The organism is Streptomyces sp. NPDC004284, from assembly GCF_042874035.1.
Lineage (GTDB): Bacteria > Actinomycetota > Actinomycetes > Streptomycetales > Streptomycetaceae > Streptomyces.
In genome coordinates, this window is sequence record NZ_JBIAMJ010000017.1 from 25,038 (window position 1) to 41,879 (window position 16,842).

14 protein-coding genes and 1 pseudogene are annotated in these 16,842 nt (G+C 73.3%); 11 read left to right on the forward strand and 4 right to left on the reverse strand.

Annotated features, from left to right (window positions below):
- The first annotated feature begins 97 nt into the window (after positions 1 to 97).
- The gene (locus ACFYUS_RS31690) at positions 98 to 1,087 is read left to right on the forward strand and encodes a DMT family transporter (RefSeq protein ID WP_388859826.1); all 990 of its coding nucleotides are present in this window, start codon (positions 98 to 100) and stop codon (positions 1,085 to 1,087) included.
- Here ACFYUS_RS31690 and ACFYUS_RS31695 read toward each other — a convergent pair.
- Positions 1,084 to 2,934: a protein kinase gene (locus ACFYUS_RS31695; protein ID WP_388859829.1), complete on the reverse strand. Its 1,851-nt coding sequence runs from the start codon at positions 2,932 to 2,934 to the stop codon at positions 1,084 to 1,086. The two genes, ACFYUS_RS31690 and ACFYUS_RS31695, sit on opposite strands and share 4 nt — an antisense overlap.
- A gap of 133 nt (positions 2,935 to 3,067) precedes the next feature.
- On the opposite strand from ACFYUS_RS31695, the pseudogene ACFYUS_RS31700 reads away from it, so the two are divergent.
- The 5 genes and pseudogenes from ACFYUS_RS31700 to ACFYUS_RS31720 all read left to right on the forward strand — a co-directional run bounded on the left by ACFYUS_RS31700 (position 3,068) and on the right by ACFYUS_RS31720 (position 8,305).
- Positions 3,068 to 3,444 (forward strand): annotated as a pseudogene (locus tag ACFYUS_RS31700) (VOC family protein).
- 120 nt (positions 3,445 to 3,564) lie between these two features.
- Entirely contained in the window at positions 3,565 to 3,747 is a 183-nt protein-coding gene (locus tag ACFYUS_RS31705; protein WP_388859832.1) for a DUF1272 domain-containing protein, read from the forward strand.
- 114 nt (positions 3,748 to 3,861) lie between these two features.
- Positions 3,862 to 5,523, forward strand: a complete 1,662-nt coding sequence (locus ACFYUS_RS31710; RefSeq protein WP_388859835.1) for an arginine decarboxylase — start codon at positions 3,862 to 3,864, stop codon at positions 5,521 to 5,523.
- Between the two features lie 28 nt (positions 5,524 to 5,551).
- Positions 5,552 to 7,150 carry a class I adenylate-forming enzyme family protein gene (locus tag ACFYUS_RS31715; RefSeq protein ID WP_388859838.1) on the forward strand — a complete coding sequence of 533 codons (1,599 nt, stop codon included), beginning with the start codon at positions 5,552 to 5,554 and terminating at the stop codon, positions 7,148 to 7,150.
- A 111-nt stretch (positions 7,151 to 7,261) separates the two neighbouring features.
- Positions 7,262 to 8,305, forward strand: coding sequence for a DMT family transporter (locus tag ACFYUS_RS31720; RefSeq protein ID WP_388859841.1), 1,044 nt, complete (start codon positions 7,262 to 7,264; stop codon positions 8,303 to 8,305).
- A gap of 95 nt (positions 8,306 to 8,400) precedes the next feature.
- Here the strand turns inward: ACFYUS_RS31720 and ACFYUS_RS31725 are convergent, their stop codons facing one another.
- Entirely contained in the window at positions 8,401 to 9,003 is a 603-nt protein-coding gene (locus tag ACFYUS_RS31725) for a ScbR family autoregulator-binding transcription factor (RefSeq protein ID WP_388859845.1), read from the reverse strand.
- A gap of 122 nt (positions 9,004 to 9,125) precedes the next feature.
- Between ACFYUS_RS31725 and ACFYUS_RS31730 the strand changes: the two genes are divergently transcribed.
- The 3 genes from ACFYUS_RS31730 to ACFYUS_RS31740 all read left to right on the forward strand — a co-directional run bounded on the left by ACFYUS_RS31730 (position 9,126) and on the right by ACFYUS_RS31740 (position 11,434).
- Entirely contained in the window at positions 9,126 to 10,115 is a 990-nt protein-coding gene (locus ACFYUS_RS31730) for a ScbA/BarX family gamma-butyrolactone biosynthesis protein (RefSeq protein ID WP_388859848.1), read from the forward strand.
- Between the two features lie 66 nt (positions 10,116 to 10,181).
- Positions 10,182 to 10,703, forward strand: a complete 522-nt coding sequence (locus ACFYUS_RS31735; protein ID WP_388859851.1) for a LysR family transcriptional regulator — start codon at positions 10,182 to 10,184, stop codon at positions 10,701 to 10,703.
- Complete coding sequence (locus ACFYUS_RS31740) at positions 10,700 to 11,434, forward strand: HAD family hydrolase (protein WP_388859857.1); 735 nt, start codon at positions 10,700 to 10,702, stop codon at positions 11,432 to 11,434. The genes ACFYUS_RS31735 and ACFYUS_RS31740 overlap by 4 nt, the downstream gene beginning before the upstream one ends.
- Positions 11,435 to 11,869: 435 nt before the next feature.
- Here ACFYUS_RS31740 and ACFYUS_RS31745 read toward each other — a convergent pair whose 3' ends face one another.
- Positions 11,870 to 12,448, reverse strand: a complete 579-nt coding sequence (locus tag ACFYUS_RS31745; protein WP_388859860.1) for a TetR family transcriptional regulator — start codon at positions 12,446 to 12,448, stop codon at positions 11,870 to 11,872.
- 161 nt (positions 12,449 to 12,609) lie between these two features.
- Between ACFYUS_RS31745 and ACFYUS_RS31750 the strand changes: the two genes are divergently transcribed.
- Positions 12,610 to 13,758 (forward strand): acyl-CoA dehydrogenase family protein, encoded by a 1,149-nt coding sequence (locus tag ACFYUS_RS31750; protein ID WP_388859863.1) that lies wholly within the window; start codon positions 12,610 to 12,612, stop codon positions 13,756 to 13,758.
- A 58-nt stretch (positions 13,759 to 13,816) separates the two neighbouring features.
- Positions 13,817 to 14,239: a hypothetical protein gene (locus tag ACFYUS_RS31755; RefSeq protein ID WP_388859866.1), complete on the forward strand. Its 423-nt coding sequence runs from the start codon at positions 13,817 to 13,819 to the stop codon at positions 14,237 to 14,239.
- Here ACFYUS_RS31755 and ACFYUS_RS31760 read toward each other — a convergent pair.
- Positions 14,236 to 16,731: an FtsX-like permease family protein gene (locus ACFYUS_RS31760; RefSeq protein ID WP_388859869.1), complete on the reverse strand. Its 2,496-nt coding sequence runs from the start codon at positions 16,729 to 16,731 to the stop codon at positions 14,236 to 14,238. The genes ACFYUS_RS31755 and ACFYUS_RS31760 overlap by 4 nt on opposite strands.
- Positions 16,732 to 16,842: the final 111 nt, after the last annotated feature.

A 16,842-nucleotide genomic window follows, 5' to 3' on the forward strand; every position in this document is an offset into this window, starting at 1 on the left:
GGGAGGGGAATTCCGGCCATGAGCCGGACGGGGGGTGCACTATTCTGGACTGAGGGTCCACTTCAGTGGACTTGCATGGGTGAGTGAGGAGCCGTCGGTGGACAGTCAGGTCAAGGAGGCGGCCCCGGCCGTGGCGCCCGCCGCCGGGCCTCGGGCGGCTGACGCGATACGGCCGGAAGCGGCCGGGGCCGGGGCGAAGGCGGCCGGATCCGTGGTCCGGTCCGTGTCCGGGCACCGGTTCGCGCCCGTCGCGCTCGTCGTCGCCGGTGGGCTGTCCGTGCAGTTCGGCTCCGCCGTCGCCGTTCTCCTGATGCCCCGCGCGGGCGCGCTCGGGGTCGTCACCCTGCGGCTCGTGCTCGCCGCCGCCGTGCTGCTGATCGTCTGCCGGCCGAAGGTCCGTGGTTACGGCCGTGCCGACTGGGCGACGATCGTCGCGTTCGGCACCGCCATGGCGGGCATGAACATGCTCTTCTACCAGGCCGCGGACCGGATCCCGCTGGGCGCCGCCGTGACCCTGGAGGTCCTCGGCCCGCTGATCCTCTCGGTCGTCGCCTCCCGCCGCCTCGTCAACCTCCTGTGGGCCGGGCTCGCCCTCGGCGGCGTCGTCCTCCTCGGGGGCGGCGGCTTCGACCGCCTCGACCCGCTCGGCGCGGGCTTCGCGCTCGCCGCGGGCGCCATGTGGGCCGCGTACATCGTCTTCAGCGCGCGCACGGGCCGCCGCTTCCCGCAGGCCGACGGGCTCGCGCTCGCGATGGCCTTCGGCGCCGTCCTCAGCCTGCCGTTCGGCATCGTGGAAGCGGGCGACAAGCTCCTCGTCCCGTCGACGATCGGCCTGGGCCTCGCCGTCGCGCTGATGTCCTCCGTCCTCCCGTACACCCTGGAACTCCTCGCCCTGCGCCGCCTCCCCGCGCCCACCTTCGCGATCCTGATGAGCCTCGAACCGGCCATCGCCGCGGCGGCCGGCTTCCTCGTCCTCCACCAGGCCCTGTCCCCGACCGACGCCCTCGCCATCGCCCTGGTCATCGGGGCGAGCATGGGCGCGGTGCGGACCCAGGCCCGCCGCCGCGACGGGCAGGACGCCCGCTAGCGGAACCAGCTCCGGGCCGGGCGGTCCTGGCGGCGGGCCTTGCGGAGGTAGCGGCTCTCCAGGCGGTGCACCTCGTCCACGAGGTGACTCATCGGGCCGGGCTCGGCCGCGAGCCGGTTCTTCAGCCGGGTCAGGGTGTCGGCCGCGCGCGTGAACTCCCCGGACTCGCCGAGGCTGCGGCCGTGCGCGAGGACGTCGAGGGCGGGCCAGTCGCGGACGTCGCCGCCCGTGAGGGCCGCGAGTTCGTCGTAGTACCGCGCCGCTGCCGGGTAGTCCGCGAGCAGGTACGCGTCGTCCGCCACGGTCGCCTGGACGCGGAGGCGTTCGGGGTCGCCGGCGGGCAGGCCGACCGCGAGGTCGGGCAGGATCCGCTCCAGGAGGGCCCGGCGGCGCTTCACGTCCGCCTCCCGGTCCCGGGACAGGCCCCGGCACAGGCTCGTGACGAGGGCGATCCGGGCGCGCAGGGTGACCGGGTCGTACGGACCGAGAGCGAGCGTGGCGACCCCGATGAGCTCGCGCAGCTCGTCCCGCGCCGCCTCCCGGCCCTCGCGCCCGGCGTGATCGGCGCCCGCCCCGTACGAGAGGAGCAGCGCTCGCGCCTCGATCGTCCGCCGGTCCCGCTCGCCGAAGACCCGGACGAGCTTGGGCACGACCCGGGACAGGCCGGGGTCCCCGGGGTCGCGCCGCCACAGCCGCCGGGCGCGGACGAGGACGGCCTCGGTGGTCAGCGGATCGTCCGGGCCCAGCTCGCGCTGTGCCTCGAGGACCAGTGCGTCGAGGAGCTCCTGGAACTCGCCCGCGTCGGCGTCGTCCGGCAGGGCGAGGATCTGGTCGAGCCGGCGGCGCAGTGCGCCGCGCACCGGCTCGGCGCTCCCGTCGAGGACGGTGGGCGTGTACGGAGGGAGGGGCGGCGGCTCGACGGCGCGGTCACGGGGCTCGGGCTGCGGCTCGGGTCGTGGCGCGTGGACCGCCGGGAGGCCGTGGGGCGCCGGGAAGCCGTGGGCCGGGCGGGCTTCGCGCGCTTCGCGGGCGATGACGGCGAGGCGCTGTGCCACGGCGGCCGCGTGCGGGGGCCGGCGGTCCGGGTCCTTGGCGAGCAGGTCGAGGACGAGCCGGTCGGCGGTCGCGGTGAGGGCGGGGGCGAACGCGCTCGGGGTGGGCGGCGGGGCGGTCATGTGCTGGACGGAGAGTTCCGCCCACTCGCGGCCGAGGAACGGCAGCCGTCCGGTCCACAGTTCCATCAGGAGGCAGCCGAGCGCGTACAGGTCCGAGCGCCCGTCCACCGCGCCGCTCCGGCAGCGCTCGGGGGCCATGTAGGCGAAGCTGCCGATGAGGGTGCCGGTGCCGGTGAGGTTGGTCTGCGAGAGCTGGTGCTTCGCGATGCCGAAGTCGAGGACCTTGACGGGGCCCGTCTCCCCGATGATCACGTTCGGCGGTTTGATGTCGCGGTGCACGATGCCCGCCGCGTGGGCGGCTTCGAGGGCCGCGCAGATCTGCTCGGCCCAGGCGAGGGAGGCCTGGAAGTCGGGGAGGCCCCGGCCCAGGACCGTGGCCAGGCTCTCTCCTCGCACCAACTCCATGACCAGGTAGATCACCTCACGCCCGCCGAGGGTGATGTGGGCGAAGTCGTGGACGGTCACGATGTTGGGGTGGGTGAGGGAGCCCGCGAGCTCGGCCTCCCGTACGAAACGGCGGGCCTCGTCCGCCGTTCCGGGAAGCCCGGTCTTCACGGCGACCTCGCGGTTCATGCGCAGATCGCGGGCGCGCCACACGGTGCCGAAGCCGCCGGCCCCCAGCTCCGCGTCCAGCCTGTACCGCCCGTCGAGCACGTCCCCCACCTGTGGCACGCCCGCTCCCCCCTGGTCGCTCCGGTCACGGCCATTCTTCCCGTCGGGAGGCCCGGGGGAGGGGGTTTCGGGAGGAGCGGGGTGCGGAAGGAGCAGGGTCCGGGCGGGAGGGCGGGGCGCCTGTGATCCGCGCATGATCGCCGAACTCCGGTGCGTCGTCCTCGACCGTTCCGTGCCTCGTGAACTCTCGGCGTTCTACCGGGCCGTGCTCGGTGGCGACGTCGACCGGCCCGATCCCCGCTGGTCCCTCGGCGAGGCCTGGTCCACGCTGCGCACGCCCGGTGGGCTCGTCCTCTGCTTCCAGGGCGTCGCCGACCACCGCCCGCCGACGTGGCCGGGCCCGGGCGCCCCCAGCAGTTCCCCCCTCGACTTCGGTGTCGCGGACCTGGACGCGGCCCAGGAGCAGGTCCTCGCGCGGGGCGCGAAGCTGCTCGACGACGGGGCGGTGCGCGGAGCCGGCGGGTGTACGCGGACCCGGCGGGGCATCCGTTCTGCCTGGTCAGGCACTGACCCGATTCCGTCGATCTTTGGCCGTCGGCCTGTTGAGGGGGTCGGGTGCCGGTGTCGATCATGGAGTCGTTCTCAGTTGTTCTCAGTCGTTCTCAGTCGTACGAGGAGGGGGAGCCGACCATGGCCCTGGAGATGCGTGACCGGTGCGAGCGCTGTGAGACGGCTGCCCTGGCGGAGGACGGGCCCGCGCGGATCTGTTCGTACGAGTGCAGCTTCTGCGTGCCCTGTGCCGACGCGATGGAGGGCGTCTGTCCCAACTGCGGCGGCGAACTCGTCCCGCGTCCGCGTCGGGCCGTCGGGTAGCCGCGGGTAGTTGAAGCCGCATCTTCGCAGGTCGGCCCGGAGGTCGGGCCGGCCGTCCATCAGCTTCACTGATGATAGTTGATACCTTCGCGAAGGTTTTTATTTCATGGGTCCATGACCGCATCCACCAGCTCCACTCCGGAGTCGGCTGCACTGCCGACTCGTTCCGGGGCCTACCCGGACGGCAGGACCCCCCTCGCCGACGCCGTGCTGGCAGTCGCCCGACGTGACATCGCCACGTTCCACGCGCTGCCGCTCTCGCACGGCCGGTCTATCCGCGACTCCCACATGCGGGAGACCTACGAGGCGCTGTTCGGCGTCGCGCAGCTCGCGGCCGACGTGTCGTACAGCGGCACGATGCTCGACTCCTTCTTCCGGCCGAGGGGCCCGCTCCGGGAGGCGCAGCGCCTCGCGGCACGGAGCTTCGGGGCCGATGCCACCTTCTTCCTCTCCGCGGGGACGAGCACCGCGAACCGGGTCGCACTGACCGCGCTGACCCAGCCCGGCTCCCGGGTGCTCGCGGACCGCTCCTGCCACCAGTCGGTGCACTTCGCGCTCAACTCGCTCGGCGTCCAGGTCGCGTACGCACCGATGCAGCGCTGCTGCGACGGCTGCCCCCGGACGTACGCCGACCTGCCCCGGCTCCTGGAGATGTTCCGCGCGGCGGCCTCCGAGGGCCGGCCCTTCGACACCGTCGTCCTCTCCGCCGTCTCGTACGACGGCGTCCGGTACGACCTGCCGACCGTCCTCGCCGAACTCGCCGCCGTCCACCCCGGGGTCTCCGTCCTGGTCGACGAGGCCTGGGGCGCCGCCCACCGCTTCCACCCCCGGCTGCGCCCGCTCACCGCCCTGCACGCCGTCGAGACGCTGCGCGCCGCCGACCCCCGACTCGCCCTGAACGTGGCCGTCACCCACTCCGCGCACAAGTCGATGTCCGCGCTCCGCCAGGGCTCCTACCTGCACCTCATCGGCGACGGCGAGGCCCAGGAGGGCACCGCGCAGGCCCTCTTCCAGCACCACACCACCTCGCCCAGCTGGCCCGTGCTCGCCAGCCTGGACCTGGCGCGGCTCCAGGCCGAGACCGAGGGCGAGGCGCTCCTCGGCCGCTCCCTGAAGCTCGCCAGCACCCTGCGCGTCGAGCTCGCCACCGACCCGAGGCTCTCCGCGTACCGCCCGCTCGGGCCCGACGGCCACCTCACCGACGCCTCGCAGCTCGTCAGCGACGACCCCACCCGGGTCCTCGTCGACATCAGCGCCCTCGGCATCACGGCGGCCGACTTCCGCCGGATGCTCTTCGACGAGTACGCGCTGTACGTGGCGAGGGAGAGCGGCGACGCCGTCCTCTTCCACATCCACATCGGCGTGGACGAGGCCACCCTGCTGCGCCTGCTCGACGCCCTGCGCACCATCCAGCGCACCTACCGGACGGCCTCCGCGGCCCTGGCCACGGGCACCTCCGAGCACTTCATCATCGCCTACCCGCCCGGCATCCCCATCACGGTGCCCGGCGAGAAGCTCTGCGAGCGGACGCTCAGCCAGATCGACGAGCTGCGCTCCAGCGGATGCGAGATCTACACGCTGCGGAACCCGACCGTCTCCGCCCGCGAGCTCGCCGTCCAGGCCGCCGTCACCGGCTCCGTACCGGCCACCGCCGACCACCTGACCGTCGAGAAGCGCACCACCCAGCAGCTCGCCGGCGCGGCCGCCGCCGTCTCCGCCACCGGCACCACCGCGGCCACCGTCACGGCCGCCGCCACCGCAGTCGCCACCAGCTGATCCGCCCAACGATCCCGAGGGGGAACTCATGATCAAGCTCGCGGACATTCGCAAGCACGCCGCCCGCTGGCCCCAGCGCGTCGCCGTCGTCGACGGTGAGACCCGCATGACCTGGGCGAGCTTCGCCGACAAGGTCAGCCGGGTGGCCTGCGCCATCCAGGACCTGCTTCCCGAGACCCGGCCCGCCCGCGCGGTCTTCCTCGCCGAGAACAGCTGGGAGCTGGTGGTCTCCATGGCCGCCGTCAGCTCCCTCGGCGTCCCCTGCGTCGGACTCGACTACAGCGCCGGACCCGTCGCCACCGCCGCCGCGCTCGACCAGCTGCAGCCGACCGTCGTCATCACCTCGAAGGCCCAGCGGGCCCTCGTCGAGGAGTGCGGCTGGCCGGGCGGCAGGGACATACTCGACATATTCATCGACAGCGAGCCCGAGGGCCTGCCCGACGGCAAGACCGTCTCGGTCAGCTTCACCGACCTCCTCGTGTCGGCGCCGGGCGACCCGCAGCCGGTGGAGCAGCCCTTCGAGGCCTTCTCCTTCACCTCCGGCACCAGCGGCGTCCCCAAGATGGTGATCCGCCGCACCTCCTTCGAGGCCCGCCGCTTCGCCGACCTCGTCGACCAGTACGCCTTCGACGAAGAGGACGTCCACCTCGTCACCGTGCCGCTCTACCACGCCTCCGGGCCGGGCTGGGCGCGCATCTTCCTCACCCTGGGCGGCACCGTCGTCCTCGGCCCGTACGACGACGCCGAGGAGCTCATCCGCATCATCCAGGACGAGGGCGTCTCCACCACGCTCATGGTGCCGCCCGTCCTGGCCCGGGTCGTCGCCCACCCGAAGTCGGAGCACCTGCACAAGACCTCCCGCCTGCACTTCGTCCTCTCCGGCGGCCGGCACCTCAACCGATGGGTCATCAACAACGCCTGGGACCGGCTCGGTCCGGTGCTGCACCTCTACTACGGGACGACCGAGACCGGCGTGAACGTCATGATCGGCCCCGAGGAGCTGCACGTGGCGCCCTGCCGCTCCGGCCGCCCCATGCCGGGCAACACCGTCGTCGTCCTCGACGCCGACAACAAGCCGCTGCCGAAGGGCAGTCGGGGCCGGGTCGCCATCGCCAGCTACCAGCTGATGGACAGTTACGCGACGAGCGAGCCCGACTTCATGACGCTCGACTACGGCGGCCGTACGCAGCGCTTCCTGCTCACCGGTGACAGCGGGCTCGTCGACGAGGCGGGCCGGCTCGAACTCACCGGCCGCAACGACGGCGTCGCGAAGGCCGAGGCGGGCAAGCCGCTCGACGTCAACATCTTCGGCCTGGAAGCCGACCTGATGGACCTGCCCTGCGTCCGGGAGACCGCCGTGCTGCGGACGCGCCTGCCCGAGGCCGGAGAGGTGCTCGTCGTGCCCTTCACCCCGGTCGCGCCGGAGCGGCAGGAGAGCGGCTACCGGGCGGTCAGCGCCGCCTGCGCCCGCCGGGTGCCCTGCCTCCCGGCGTACGTCGTCCCCGTCGACGCCATCCCGTACAGCCCGACCGGCAAGGTCCGGGCCGCCCAGCTCCTGGAGTCGGTCCTGCCGCTGCTCGACATCAAGCCCGCGGAGTCCCGCGATCCGCAGCCGGCCGGAGTCTGACCCCCCACGTCACACCCGGGGCCGGGTTCCTCACCCCTCCGCGGGACCCGGCCCCGCCCCTCCCTCCCCCACCTCCCACTCTTGGCCGCCTCAGGCCCGACAGGAAGACTCATGAACAGTCAGAACACGTACACGCGGGGCGTTCTCCTCTGCCTCCTGGCCACGGTGTCCTGGGGCGCGATGTTCCCCCTCATGGACTCCACCCTGAAGCACATCGACCCCTTCACCTTCACGGTGATGCGCTACACCATCGCCGGTGCGATGTTCCTGGTCTTCCTCCGGATCCGGGAGGGCAGGGCGGGGCTGCGGCTCAAGGGCGAACGCATCGGTCTGGCCTGGCTGTTCGGCACCGCCGGCTTCGCGGGCTTCCAGTTCCTGGTCTTCTTCGGCCAGGACCTGATCGGCGAGCGCGGCGCGCTGAACGCCTCGATCATGATGGCGACCATGCCCATGATGGGCTTCCTGGTGAACTGGGTCCTGAAGAAGGTCGTTCCGCCGAAGTTCTCGCTCGTCTTCATCGCGATGTCCTTCGTCGGCACCATCCTCGTCGTCTCCGACGGTGACATCGGCTCGCTGATCGCCTCCCCGAAGACGGCCGGCGCCGACGCGCTGCTGCTCTTCGCCGCGCTGTGCTGGGTCGTCTACACCTCGGGCGCGAGCTACTTCCCGACCTGGTCCCCGATCAAGTACACGGCCATCACCACGGTCCTCGGCCTCGCCTCCGCCACCGTGATCACGGCGATCATCCTGGCCGCCGGCGGCGTCCCGGTCCCGACGGCGGGCGCCGTGGGTTCGATCCTGCCGCAGCTGGCCTACATGAGCGTCATCGCCGGCTTCGTCGGCGTCCTCGGCTGGAACTTCGGCAACCGCTACCTCGGCCCGCTCAACGGCGTCCTCTTCATGGACGTCGTGCCGATCACGGCCTTCGTGATCTCCGCCCTGACCGGTGTCGTCCCGGCCGGCATGCAGATCGTCGGCGCCTCGCTCACGGCGGCGGCGCTGGTCTTCAACAACCTGTACCTGCGCAAGGTCGCCGCCAAGGCCGCCGCGGCCACGCCGACCCCGGTCGTGGCCTCCGGTTCGGGCGCCGGCACGGCTTCCGCTACGAGCTCCGCTTCCGCTCAGGCGCCCGTCGCCTCGGGCAGCAGGTCCTGACGGTTCCGACCCGCTGAACGCGTACGGCGTGGCCTCCCACCACCGTGGGGGGCCACGCCGTTCTCCGGTCTCTCACGGCGGGCACGCGCGGCTGATCAGCCGCGGATCCCGTCGAGGAGGACGCTCCGCAGCTCCTCGTGCCGCTCGGTGAGGTCCTTGCGCCGGCTGAGGACGTCCGAGATGTGCTGCATGCCGAAGAAGGCGGAGACCAGGACGCGGGCCGCCGCACGGGGTTCCACTCCCTCCCGCAGTTCGCCCGCGTCGCGGGCTTCCGTGATGAGCCGGGTGAGGTAGTCCTCCCAGCCCACGTACGGCTCGGGGAGCTCGGCGTCGATGAGGGCCCGCTCGATCTGGAGCCGCGCGCCGGCCTGGACGACGATGTCCCGCGCGAAGGCCTGGGTGACCGTGTCGAGGACGGCGGTGAGCGCGTCGAACGGCTTCGCGTGGGTGCCCTCGGCGCCCTTGAGGATCTCGGGCCAGCGCGCGTAGTGCTCCTGCACGACGGCGACGGCCAGGGCCTCCTTGTTCGTGTAGTGGAAGTACACCGCTCCCTTGGTCATCTCCGCCCGTTCGGCCACGTCCTGCAAGGTCACGGTCGCGTAGCCGCGCTCGGCGAAGAGCTCCGCCGCCGACTGGAGGATGTGGCTCTTCGTGCGCCGGGCGCGCTCCTGCTTCGGCTCACTTCGGGATGTCGCCATTGCCTGTCCGCCTCTCTCGTTCCTACGCCTTGCAATATACATTCTCGAAGGTATATTTCTTGCTGTCGAGGGGCCACGGAGGTCCCTCTTCGCCACGATGCTTCACCTTGAGGGGGATAAGGATGTCCATCGGTGTGCTGCAGACCGTGTTATCCGTCGACCAGCTCGCGCCCGTCGAGCCCCTGGAGTCCCTGATCCGGGACGCCAAGGCAGGCCTGAGCTTCGACCGCACGATCTCCCGCCGGTTCGTGCACCGCGCCTCGGTGACGGAGGTCTTCCTCACCGACGCCGCCGTGGCCGGGTCCGACCGCTTCCTGGTCGGCGCCCAACTGCCCCGGAACCACGCGCTGTACCGCCCGGAGAGGACCGGGCAGTGCGACTTCATGCTCCTCGTCGAAACCGTACGGCAGGCCGGAATCTTCCTGAGCCACCGCTTCTTCGACGTGCCGCTCGGCCACCACTTCATCTTCAAGGCGCTGTCGCTGCACATCAGCGACCCGGCCGCCCTCCGGGTCGGCTGCGGCCCGCTCGCGGCGGTCCTGGACGTCAAGGTCGTGACGCCCGCCGGGGGGCGGAACCCGCGTCGCTTCGACGCCCGCTTCGACATGGTGATCGAGGTCGGGGGCCGGGAGTGCGCCCGCGCCTCCGCCGGGGTCATCGTCATCGACGACGTCCGGTACGGGCGGCTCCGGCAGCGCGGCCGGATCGCCGGGACCACCCGTCCGGCCGGCCCGGAGACCTCTCTCCACGGGGCGTCCTCGGGCGCCGACGACGACCGGGGCGTCCTGCGCCCCGTCCCCGCGGCGGAGGCGCGGGCCCTGCCCGCCGACTGCGGGGAATGGCGACTGCACGTCGACCCCACGCACCCCGGCTACTTCGAGCACCCCTCGGACCACGTGCCCGGGATGCTGCTCCTGGAGGCCTTCCGGCAGGCCGCCCGACAGACGGCGGGAGGCGCGGCGCTGACCTCGCTGGACGCCGACTTCGCCGTCTTCGGCGAGCTGGCCGAGGCCGTGGCCGTCGAGGCCACGCCGACGGGGGACGGCCGGGTGCGCCTCTCCGCCACCCAGGGCACCCGCGTCCTCGCCACGGCCGTGGCCCGCTGCGGGTGACGCTGCGGACACGACGTCCAGCCGCACGTTCAGGGGAAGAACGGACAAGCGTAGAAAGGCAGAAGGATGGAACTCCAGCACTTACGGGCCTTCCGCGAAGTGGCCCGGGAACTCAGCTTCACCCGCGCGGCCCACAACCTGCACTACTCCCAGCCCGCGGTGACCGCGCAGATCAAGGGCCTGGAAGAGGACATGGGAGCCCCGCTCTTCCAGCGGCGCGGCAACCGCTCCGTGGAACTCACCCCGGCCGGCGCGCGCCTGCGCCCGCTGGCGGAGCAGATCCTCGACCTGGTCGAGACGGCGCAGTACGAGATCGCCGGCCCCGCCCCCGCCCCGGCGAAGGGCCGTAGTGCGACGGACCGCCGGATGGCCCTGCCGGCCGGCACCAACGGCCGCTTCGCCGAAGCCCGCCTCACCGGCAACCGTCTGACCGACGGCCGCCTCGCCGACAGCCGTCTCGCCGACAGCCGTCTGACCGACAGCCGTCTCGCCGACAGCCGTCTCGCCGACAGCCGTCTGACCGACAGCCGTCTGACCGACAGCCGTCTCGCCGACAGCCGTCTCGCCGAAAGAGGGGGCAGAGCATGAGCATCGCTCCCGCCCGGGCCGCGTTCTTCGACGTCGACGAGACCCTGATCACCTGCAAGAGCATGGCCTGCCTCCTCGCCCGGTACTGGGGGCACGGAGAAGTGGCCGCCCGCAGGCTCGCCGCGGCGCGCGCCTCGCTCCAGCGCCAGATCCGCGAGGGCGTGCCCCGCGAGCAGGTGAACCGGTCCTTCTTCCGCTTCCTGGCCGGCAGCCACCTCGACGACCTGGAGGCCTGCGGGCGGGAGTGGTACGAGAAGGCCCGCTCCGGCGGACTGCTCCACACCCCCGTGTACGAGGCGCTCCGCCGCCACCGGGACGCCGGCGACCTGATCGTCCTCGTCTCCGGAGCCTTCTCCGCCTGCCTGGACCCGCTGGCGCGGGAGGTCGGCGCCGATCTCGTGGTGTGCACCCTGCCCGAGGTGACCTCTCAGGGCGTGCTCACCGGCGAGCTGTCCGGCCCGCCGATGATCGGCGAGGCCAAGGCCGAGGCCGTCCGCCGGATCATGACGGCCTTCGGCATCGCCCCCGAGGAGTGTCACGCGTACGCCGACGACGAGAGCGATCTGCCGCTGCTGCGCTCCGTCGGTCATCCGGTCTTCGTGGGCGACGCGCCGATCTCCGCCCCGGCGTCGGAGCGGGCCACCTGGTCCTGGCTGCCGGGCCCCGCGCCGGCGACCCCGGCCCCCGCCGCCCCGGCGGCCGCGCAGAGCCTGGCGTCACAGGCGGCTTGAGGCTCCGGATCCGGGCGCGGACCTTTCCGCCGCCGCGGCCCGTCAGGGAAGCCCCGCCCGTTCGAGAGCCCCGCCGCCATGGCGGCTCGGAGGGCCCGGACGTCTCCGTAACCCTGCGCCCCCTCGTCATCCCGGTGCGTCCCGTGACGCCGTCCCCTTCACGTGACGCCTTGCGCAAACCCCCACGTGCGCAAGCCCCGCCCGTGCGAGTCCCCGCCTCGCGCGAACCCTGGACGTGCAAGTCCCCACGTTGCACGAGCCCTTACCCGTGCGAGTCCTCACCTCGCGCGAGCCCCCACACGCACAGACCCCCACCCGCGCAAGCCCCACCTTGCGCGCGCCCCACCCGCGCGAGCCCCCACGTTGCGCGAGCTCCACAGGTGTGAGGTCCGCATGCGCCCTCCCGCATGCGGACCCCATCCTGACTCCTCCTGCTCAAGCGCCACTTGAGCCCGACAACGCGGGCACAAGGACGTCCCACACCTCGCTCACCAGCTCTGCGGGACCGGCCACGTCCGACGCCGTCACCACGGCAGGGGCACCGACCAGGAGGGCCACGGCCAGCCGGGCCAGCACGTCGGCCGGGTGGGCGGTGCGTACGGAACCCTCGTCCTGGCTCTTGCGGACGAGGAGCGCCACGACCTCGCAGAGCCTGCCGAGGTGGACGGGGACGGTTCCCTCGGCGCGGGCGGCGTCCATGACCAGGCGCAGTCCGGCGGCGAAGGGCAGGTCCCCGTTCACCCGGCGGGCGAGGTCGAGGAGCAGTCTCCGCAGGGCGGGCAGAGCCGCACCGCCCTCCTCCGCCGCGCCGGCGGCGGTGGCGAGGGCGTCGGCCCAGACCGCCTCGAAGGAGCGGGTCAGTTCACCGGCGAGATCGGCTTTCGAGGAGAAGTGTCCGTAGAGGGCTCCCTTGGTCAGTCCGGTGCGGGCCGTGATGTCGGCCAGGTTCGTCCCCGCGAATCCGTGCAGGGCGAACTCGGCGGCCGCCGCGCCGATGACCAGGTCATAGGTCATGCGGGCCCTGTCCTGTTGCCTCACCGAGCCTTCGCCTCCTTTCCTCTGTGGCAGCCGTCGATGTCCTTCATGACGGCCTCTCAGAAAATACCTTCCGGACTGAATTTTTTTCTACTCGCATCACTACCACCACTGAACCTCCACGTATGGGAGTACGAGTCATGACCGTCGTCGACGCCCCCGCCGCCTCCCTCGCCCCCGCCTCCCTCGGGGCCGGTCACCTCCAGGCCGCCGCCGCACGCCACGCCGAGGAGGCCGAGCGGACCGGCCGGCTCCACCCCGAGGTCGTCGGGGCGATGAGCGACGCCGGCCTCGCCCGCCACTTCGTGCCCCGCCGCTGGGGCGGTACGGCCGGGAGCTTCGCCGAACTGCTCGACACGGTCGCCGGAGTCGGCTCGGCCTGCGCCTCCGCCGGCTGGTGCTCGGTGCTCTTCGCCGCCCACGGCCGCCTCGCCGCGCACCTGCCGGCCGAGGGGCAGCGCGACCTGTGGGGCGACTCGCCCGACGTGCGGATCGCGGCGGCGATCGTGCCCCCGGCGGGCTGGCTCGCCCCGGCGCCCGGCGGCTGGACCCTGTCGGGGGAGTGGGCCTTCGCCAGCGGGGTCGAGGACGCCGACTGGGTCCTCCTCGCCTCCCTCGACCACTCGGGGGACGGGGCCCCGGGGTACCGGGTCCTGGCGGTCCCGCGCGAGCAGGTCCGGGTCCGCGAGACCTGGGACGCGGTCGGGCTCCGCGCCACCGGCAGCCACAGCGTCGTCGCCGAGGCGGTCTTCGTGCCCGAGCACCGCACCTTCCTCCGCGAGGCCCTGGTGACCGGCGTCACCGGCGCCGACGCGGCCCCCTGCCACCGGGTGCCGTACCAGCTGGTCGCCGCCCTCCTCTTCGCCGCCCCCGCGCTCGGCGTGGCCCGCGCCGCCCTGGACGCCTGGACCCTCCTCGTCGGCCTGCGCCGCCTCCCCGACGGCCGGCCGCTCGCCGACGACCCGACGGTCCAGCAGACCCTGGCCCGCTGCTCCGCCGAGATCGACGCGGCCCGCCTGCTCCTGGAGGCGGCCGCGGGCCGGGCCGACGGGCCGACTCCCGCTCCCGCGGCCGCCGCCCTCAACCAGCGCGACGCGTCCGTCGCCGTCGACCTCCTCGTCGGCGTGGTCGAGCGCCTGATGCGCACCGGCGGCGCCCGCGCCCTCATCACGGGCGGCGGCCTGGAGCGCGCCTGGCGCGACATCCACGCCATCGCCGCCCACGCCGCCCTCCAGCCCGCCCCGGCGGCCGCGGCCTACGCGGCGACGGTCTTCCCGGCGACCGCGTGAGCTTCGGAGGGGGAGGGTCTATACGCGCCATGTATAGACCGTGCGTATAGTCGGCGCCATGGCACCGTCCGCACCCACCCCCCTCGCCCCCCGTCTCCTCAAGGCGCTGATCGTCTCCTCCCTCGGAGTCGCCGCCTCGCACCTGATCCTGTCCGACACGCTCTACCTGTCGTTCGCCGGTCAGGCGGCCGCGACGCTCGGGGCCGGGCCCGGGTACTCCGCCGACCAGGCGTTCACCACGGCGCTCATCAACACCTTCCTCGTCATGCCGCTGGTCCTGTGGATCGGGATGCGGATCGCGGGGGAGCGCCGGGTGGGGCCGATGGTGCTGGTGGGGGTGGTCGCCTGGATCACGGCCGTCGGGAACGGCATCGACCTGATCGACGACGCCCCCGACACGCTCCTCCCGATGCGCTCCCTCGTTCTCGTCGTCGGCGTCACGGCCCTGGCGTCTCTCCTGCGGAGGAAGCCGAGGGACTAGGCCGCCTGGAGCGCGTCCACGACCACCATGCGGCGGACCCGGCGGGCCGGCAGGACCGAGGCCGCGACGCCCGTGAGGACGGTGGCCGCGAGGATGCCGAGGATCGTCAGGGCCGTGCCGCCCGAGGAGGCGAGGGCCTCAAGCGGCGAGACGTGGCCCGCCAGGACGGCACGGGCGGCCAGGGTTCCGTACAGCAGGCCGAGGAGCGTTCCGGCGACCGCCCCGGTGAGGGCGAGCAGCACCGACTCCAGGGTCAGCATCCGGCGCAGCTGCTCGCCCGCGAGGCCGATCGCGCGGAGCATCCCGAACTCGCGGGTGCGTTCCTCCACCGTCAGCATCAGGGTGGCGGCGACGCCGAGCGCGGCGATCGCGATGGAGAAGCCGAGGAGGACGGTGACGACCAGCATCATCCGGTCGAGCATGGAGCGGATGAGGTCGGCGTCGGACCCGGTGTCCGCGATGCGGATCTCGGGGTGCGCGGCCAGCGCCCGGTCCACCGCCGCGCGGGCCGCGTCGTGGCCGGTGTCGCCCGCCGGGTTGATCAGGACGGTGGAGACGGCGGCGCCGGGCGCGATCCGGTCGAGGGTGGTCCCGGTGACGTACACCGAGGCGTCCGGGTAGAGGGAGAAGGGGAGGGCCGACGCGCCGGTCACGCCGGTGAGCCGGGTGCCCGCGAGGGTCAGGGACGGCCGCTGGGCGAAGGTGATCGCCTCCCCGTCCTTGAGCGTCCGGGCCGCGCCGACGCCCTCCGCGTCCGGGTTGAGCCCGGCCGGGTCGGCGGCGGCGACGACCGTCTTCCGGCCGTCGACGGTGAGGGTCGCGGTACGGACGGGGGTGACGGTCAGTTCGCGTTCGGCGCGCAGCCGGGCGATCGCGTCGGCGGGGACCCGGGCGGCGTCCGTGTCGAGGGCGAAGACGGCCGGCATGCGGTTGGCGAGCATGCTGTCCAGGCCGCCCTCGGTCGCGCCGATCGTGGTCACGGCGGAGACGGCGACGGTCACGCCGACGAGCATCGCGGAGGAAGCGGCGGCGGTACGGCGGGAGTTGGCCCGCAGCTGCTGCACGGAGAGCCTGTCGACCGTCCCGAGCGGGCGGCGCAGCGCGAGCCCGAGCAGTCCGACGAGCGGCGGCAACAGGTACTGGGCGTACCGGAGTACGGCGAAGAACGTGAGGATCGCGCCGACCGTCACGGCCAGCAGCGAGACCGCCGAGCCGCCGAACGCCCCGAGGACGAGCAGCCCCGCGCCGGCGACGAGCATCAGCACCGACACCGCCTCGCGGACGGCCCGGCTGCCCGGCTCCGGCAGCTTCGCCGAGCCGCTCGCGGCGAGCGCGGCGACCGGCGGCACCGCCGCCGCGGCCCGCGCCGGCCTGCGGACGGCCCACAGGGTGAGCAGGACGCCGAAGACCCCGGCGAGACCGAAGGTCCAGGGGCCCGGCATGAGGGAGACCTCGACCGGCCCGAGGTCGGCGAGCCCGTTGACGGCCGCCGTGCCGAGCCCGCAGGCCGCCGCGCCCGCCGCGAGTCCGGTGGCGGAGGCGAGCACGCCGAGCATGAGGCCCTGGCGGCGGATGATCCGGAGGAGCTGGTCGCGGTCGGTGCCGACGCAGCGCAGCAGGGCGAGCTGGCGGGCGCGTTGGGCGAGGACGACGGAGAAGGTGTTCGTGACGACCATGCGGGCCACGGCCATCGCGATGAGGACGAAGGACAGCGCGGCGGTCATGACGACCGCGTACATGGCCTTGCCGCCCTGGAGGGCGTTGTCCACGGCACCGGCGTGCGTGTACGCGGACACCCCCGCGCCCAGCGACTTCTTGGCCGCCTTCGCCACCGCGAGCGCGTCCGCGCCGGGCGCGACGGAGAGGTCGAGGTGGGTGGCCCGTACCCCCGTGGCGTACGTCCTGACCTGCGCGTACGGCACGCCGATCGCGGGCTGCGAGCCGAGCGCCTGCGAGGCGGAGGTGTCGAGCAGCCCGGTGAGCCGGACGTCCGCCGTGCCGCCGTCCGCCTTCGTCACCCGTACGGTTCCGCCGGGCGCCGCGCCGACGCGCTCCGCGCTCTCCCGGTCGAGGGCGACCTCGCCGGGCCCCTCGGGCCAGCGTCCGGCGTCGAGCCGCTGCCAGCGCAGGTCCGGGTCGGCGGCGATCGAGGTGACGAGGGCCCGGTCGTCGAGGGGGCGGCCGGACGGGGCGATCACGTTCGCGTGCCCGGCCAGCCGCTCCGCCACCGCCGTCACTTCCGGCACCCGCGCCGCCCGCGCCGCCGCCCCGGCCGGCAGCGTCCCCTCGGCACCGCCCGGCACGACCTGGACGGCGGCCTCACCCACATCGGCGGCCGCGGACTGCTCGTACGACTGCACGAGCGCGCCCGCCCCGCCGACGGAGAGCACGAGGAAGGCCACCCCGACGGCGACGGCCGAACCGGTCAGCACGAGCCGGCGCAACTGGGCCCGGAAGTCCTTGACGGTGAAGGAGAACAGTGACGACGACATGCCCTCCACGCTAGGAGCGGGAACGGGCCGGACACGGCCCCACGAGGACGGATTCGACGTCATACCGAAGGCAGTACGCACGGGCTCCCGGCGTACCTCTCGGGTATGACG

Coding starts and splice junctions, on each gene's coding strand:
- ACFYUS_RS31740 (WP_388859857.1), top strand. CDS start 10,700: ATGAGCATCGCTCCCGCCCGGGCCGCGTTCTTCGACGTCGACGAGACC.
- ACFYUS_RS31730 (WP_388859848.1), top strand. CDS start 9,126: ATGTCCATCGGTGTGCTGCAGACCGTGTTATCCGTCGACCAGCTCGCG.
- ACFYUS_RS31720 (WP_388859841.1), top strand. CDS start 7,262: ATGAACAGTCAGAACACGTACACGCGGGGCGTTCTCCTCTGCCTCCTG.
- ACFYUS_RS31745 (WP_388859860.1), bottom strand. CDS start 12,448: ATGACCTATGACCTGGTCATCGGCGCGGCGGCCGCCGAGTTCGCCCTG.
- ACFYUS_RS31725 (WP_388859845.1), bottom strand. CDS start 9,003: ATGGCGACATCCCGAAGTGAGCCGAAGCAGGAGCGCGCCCGGCGCACG.
- ACFYUS_RS31760 (WP_388859869.1), bottom strand. CDS start 16,731: ATGTCGTCGTCACTGTTCTCCTTCACCGTCAAGGACTTCCGGGCCCAG.
- ACFYUS_RS31710 (WP_388859835.1), top strand. CDS start 3,862: ATGACCGCATCCACCAGCTCCACTCCGGAGTCGGCTGCACTGCCGACT.
- ACFYUS_RS31750 (WP_388859863.1), top strand. CDS start 12,610: ATGACCGTCGTCGACGCCCCCGCCGCCTCCCTCGCCCCCGCCTCCCTC.
- ACFYUS_RS31715 (WP_388859838.1), top strand. CDS start 5,552: ATGATCAAGCTCGCGGACATTCGCAAGCACGCCGCCCGCTGGCCCCAG.
- ACFYUS_RS31705 (WP_388859832.1), top strand. CDS start 3,565: ATGGCCCTGGAGATGCGTGACCGGTGCGAGCGCTGTGAGACGGCTGCC.
- ACFYUS_RS31755 (WP_388859866.1), top strand. CDS start 13,817: ATGGCACCGTCCGCACCCACCCCCCTCGCCCCCCGTCTCCTCAAGGCG.
- ACFYUS_RS31735 (WP_388859851.1), top strand. CDS start 10,182: ATGGAACTCCAGCACTTACGGGCCTTCCGCGAAGTGGCCCGGGAACTC.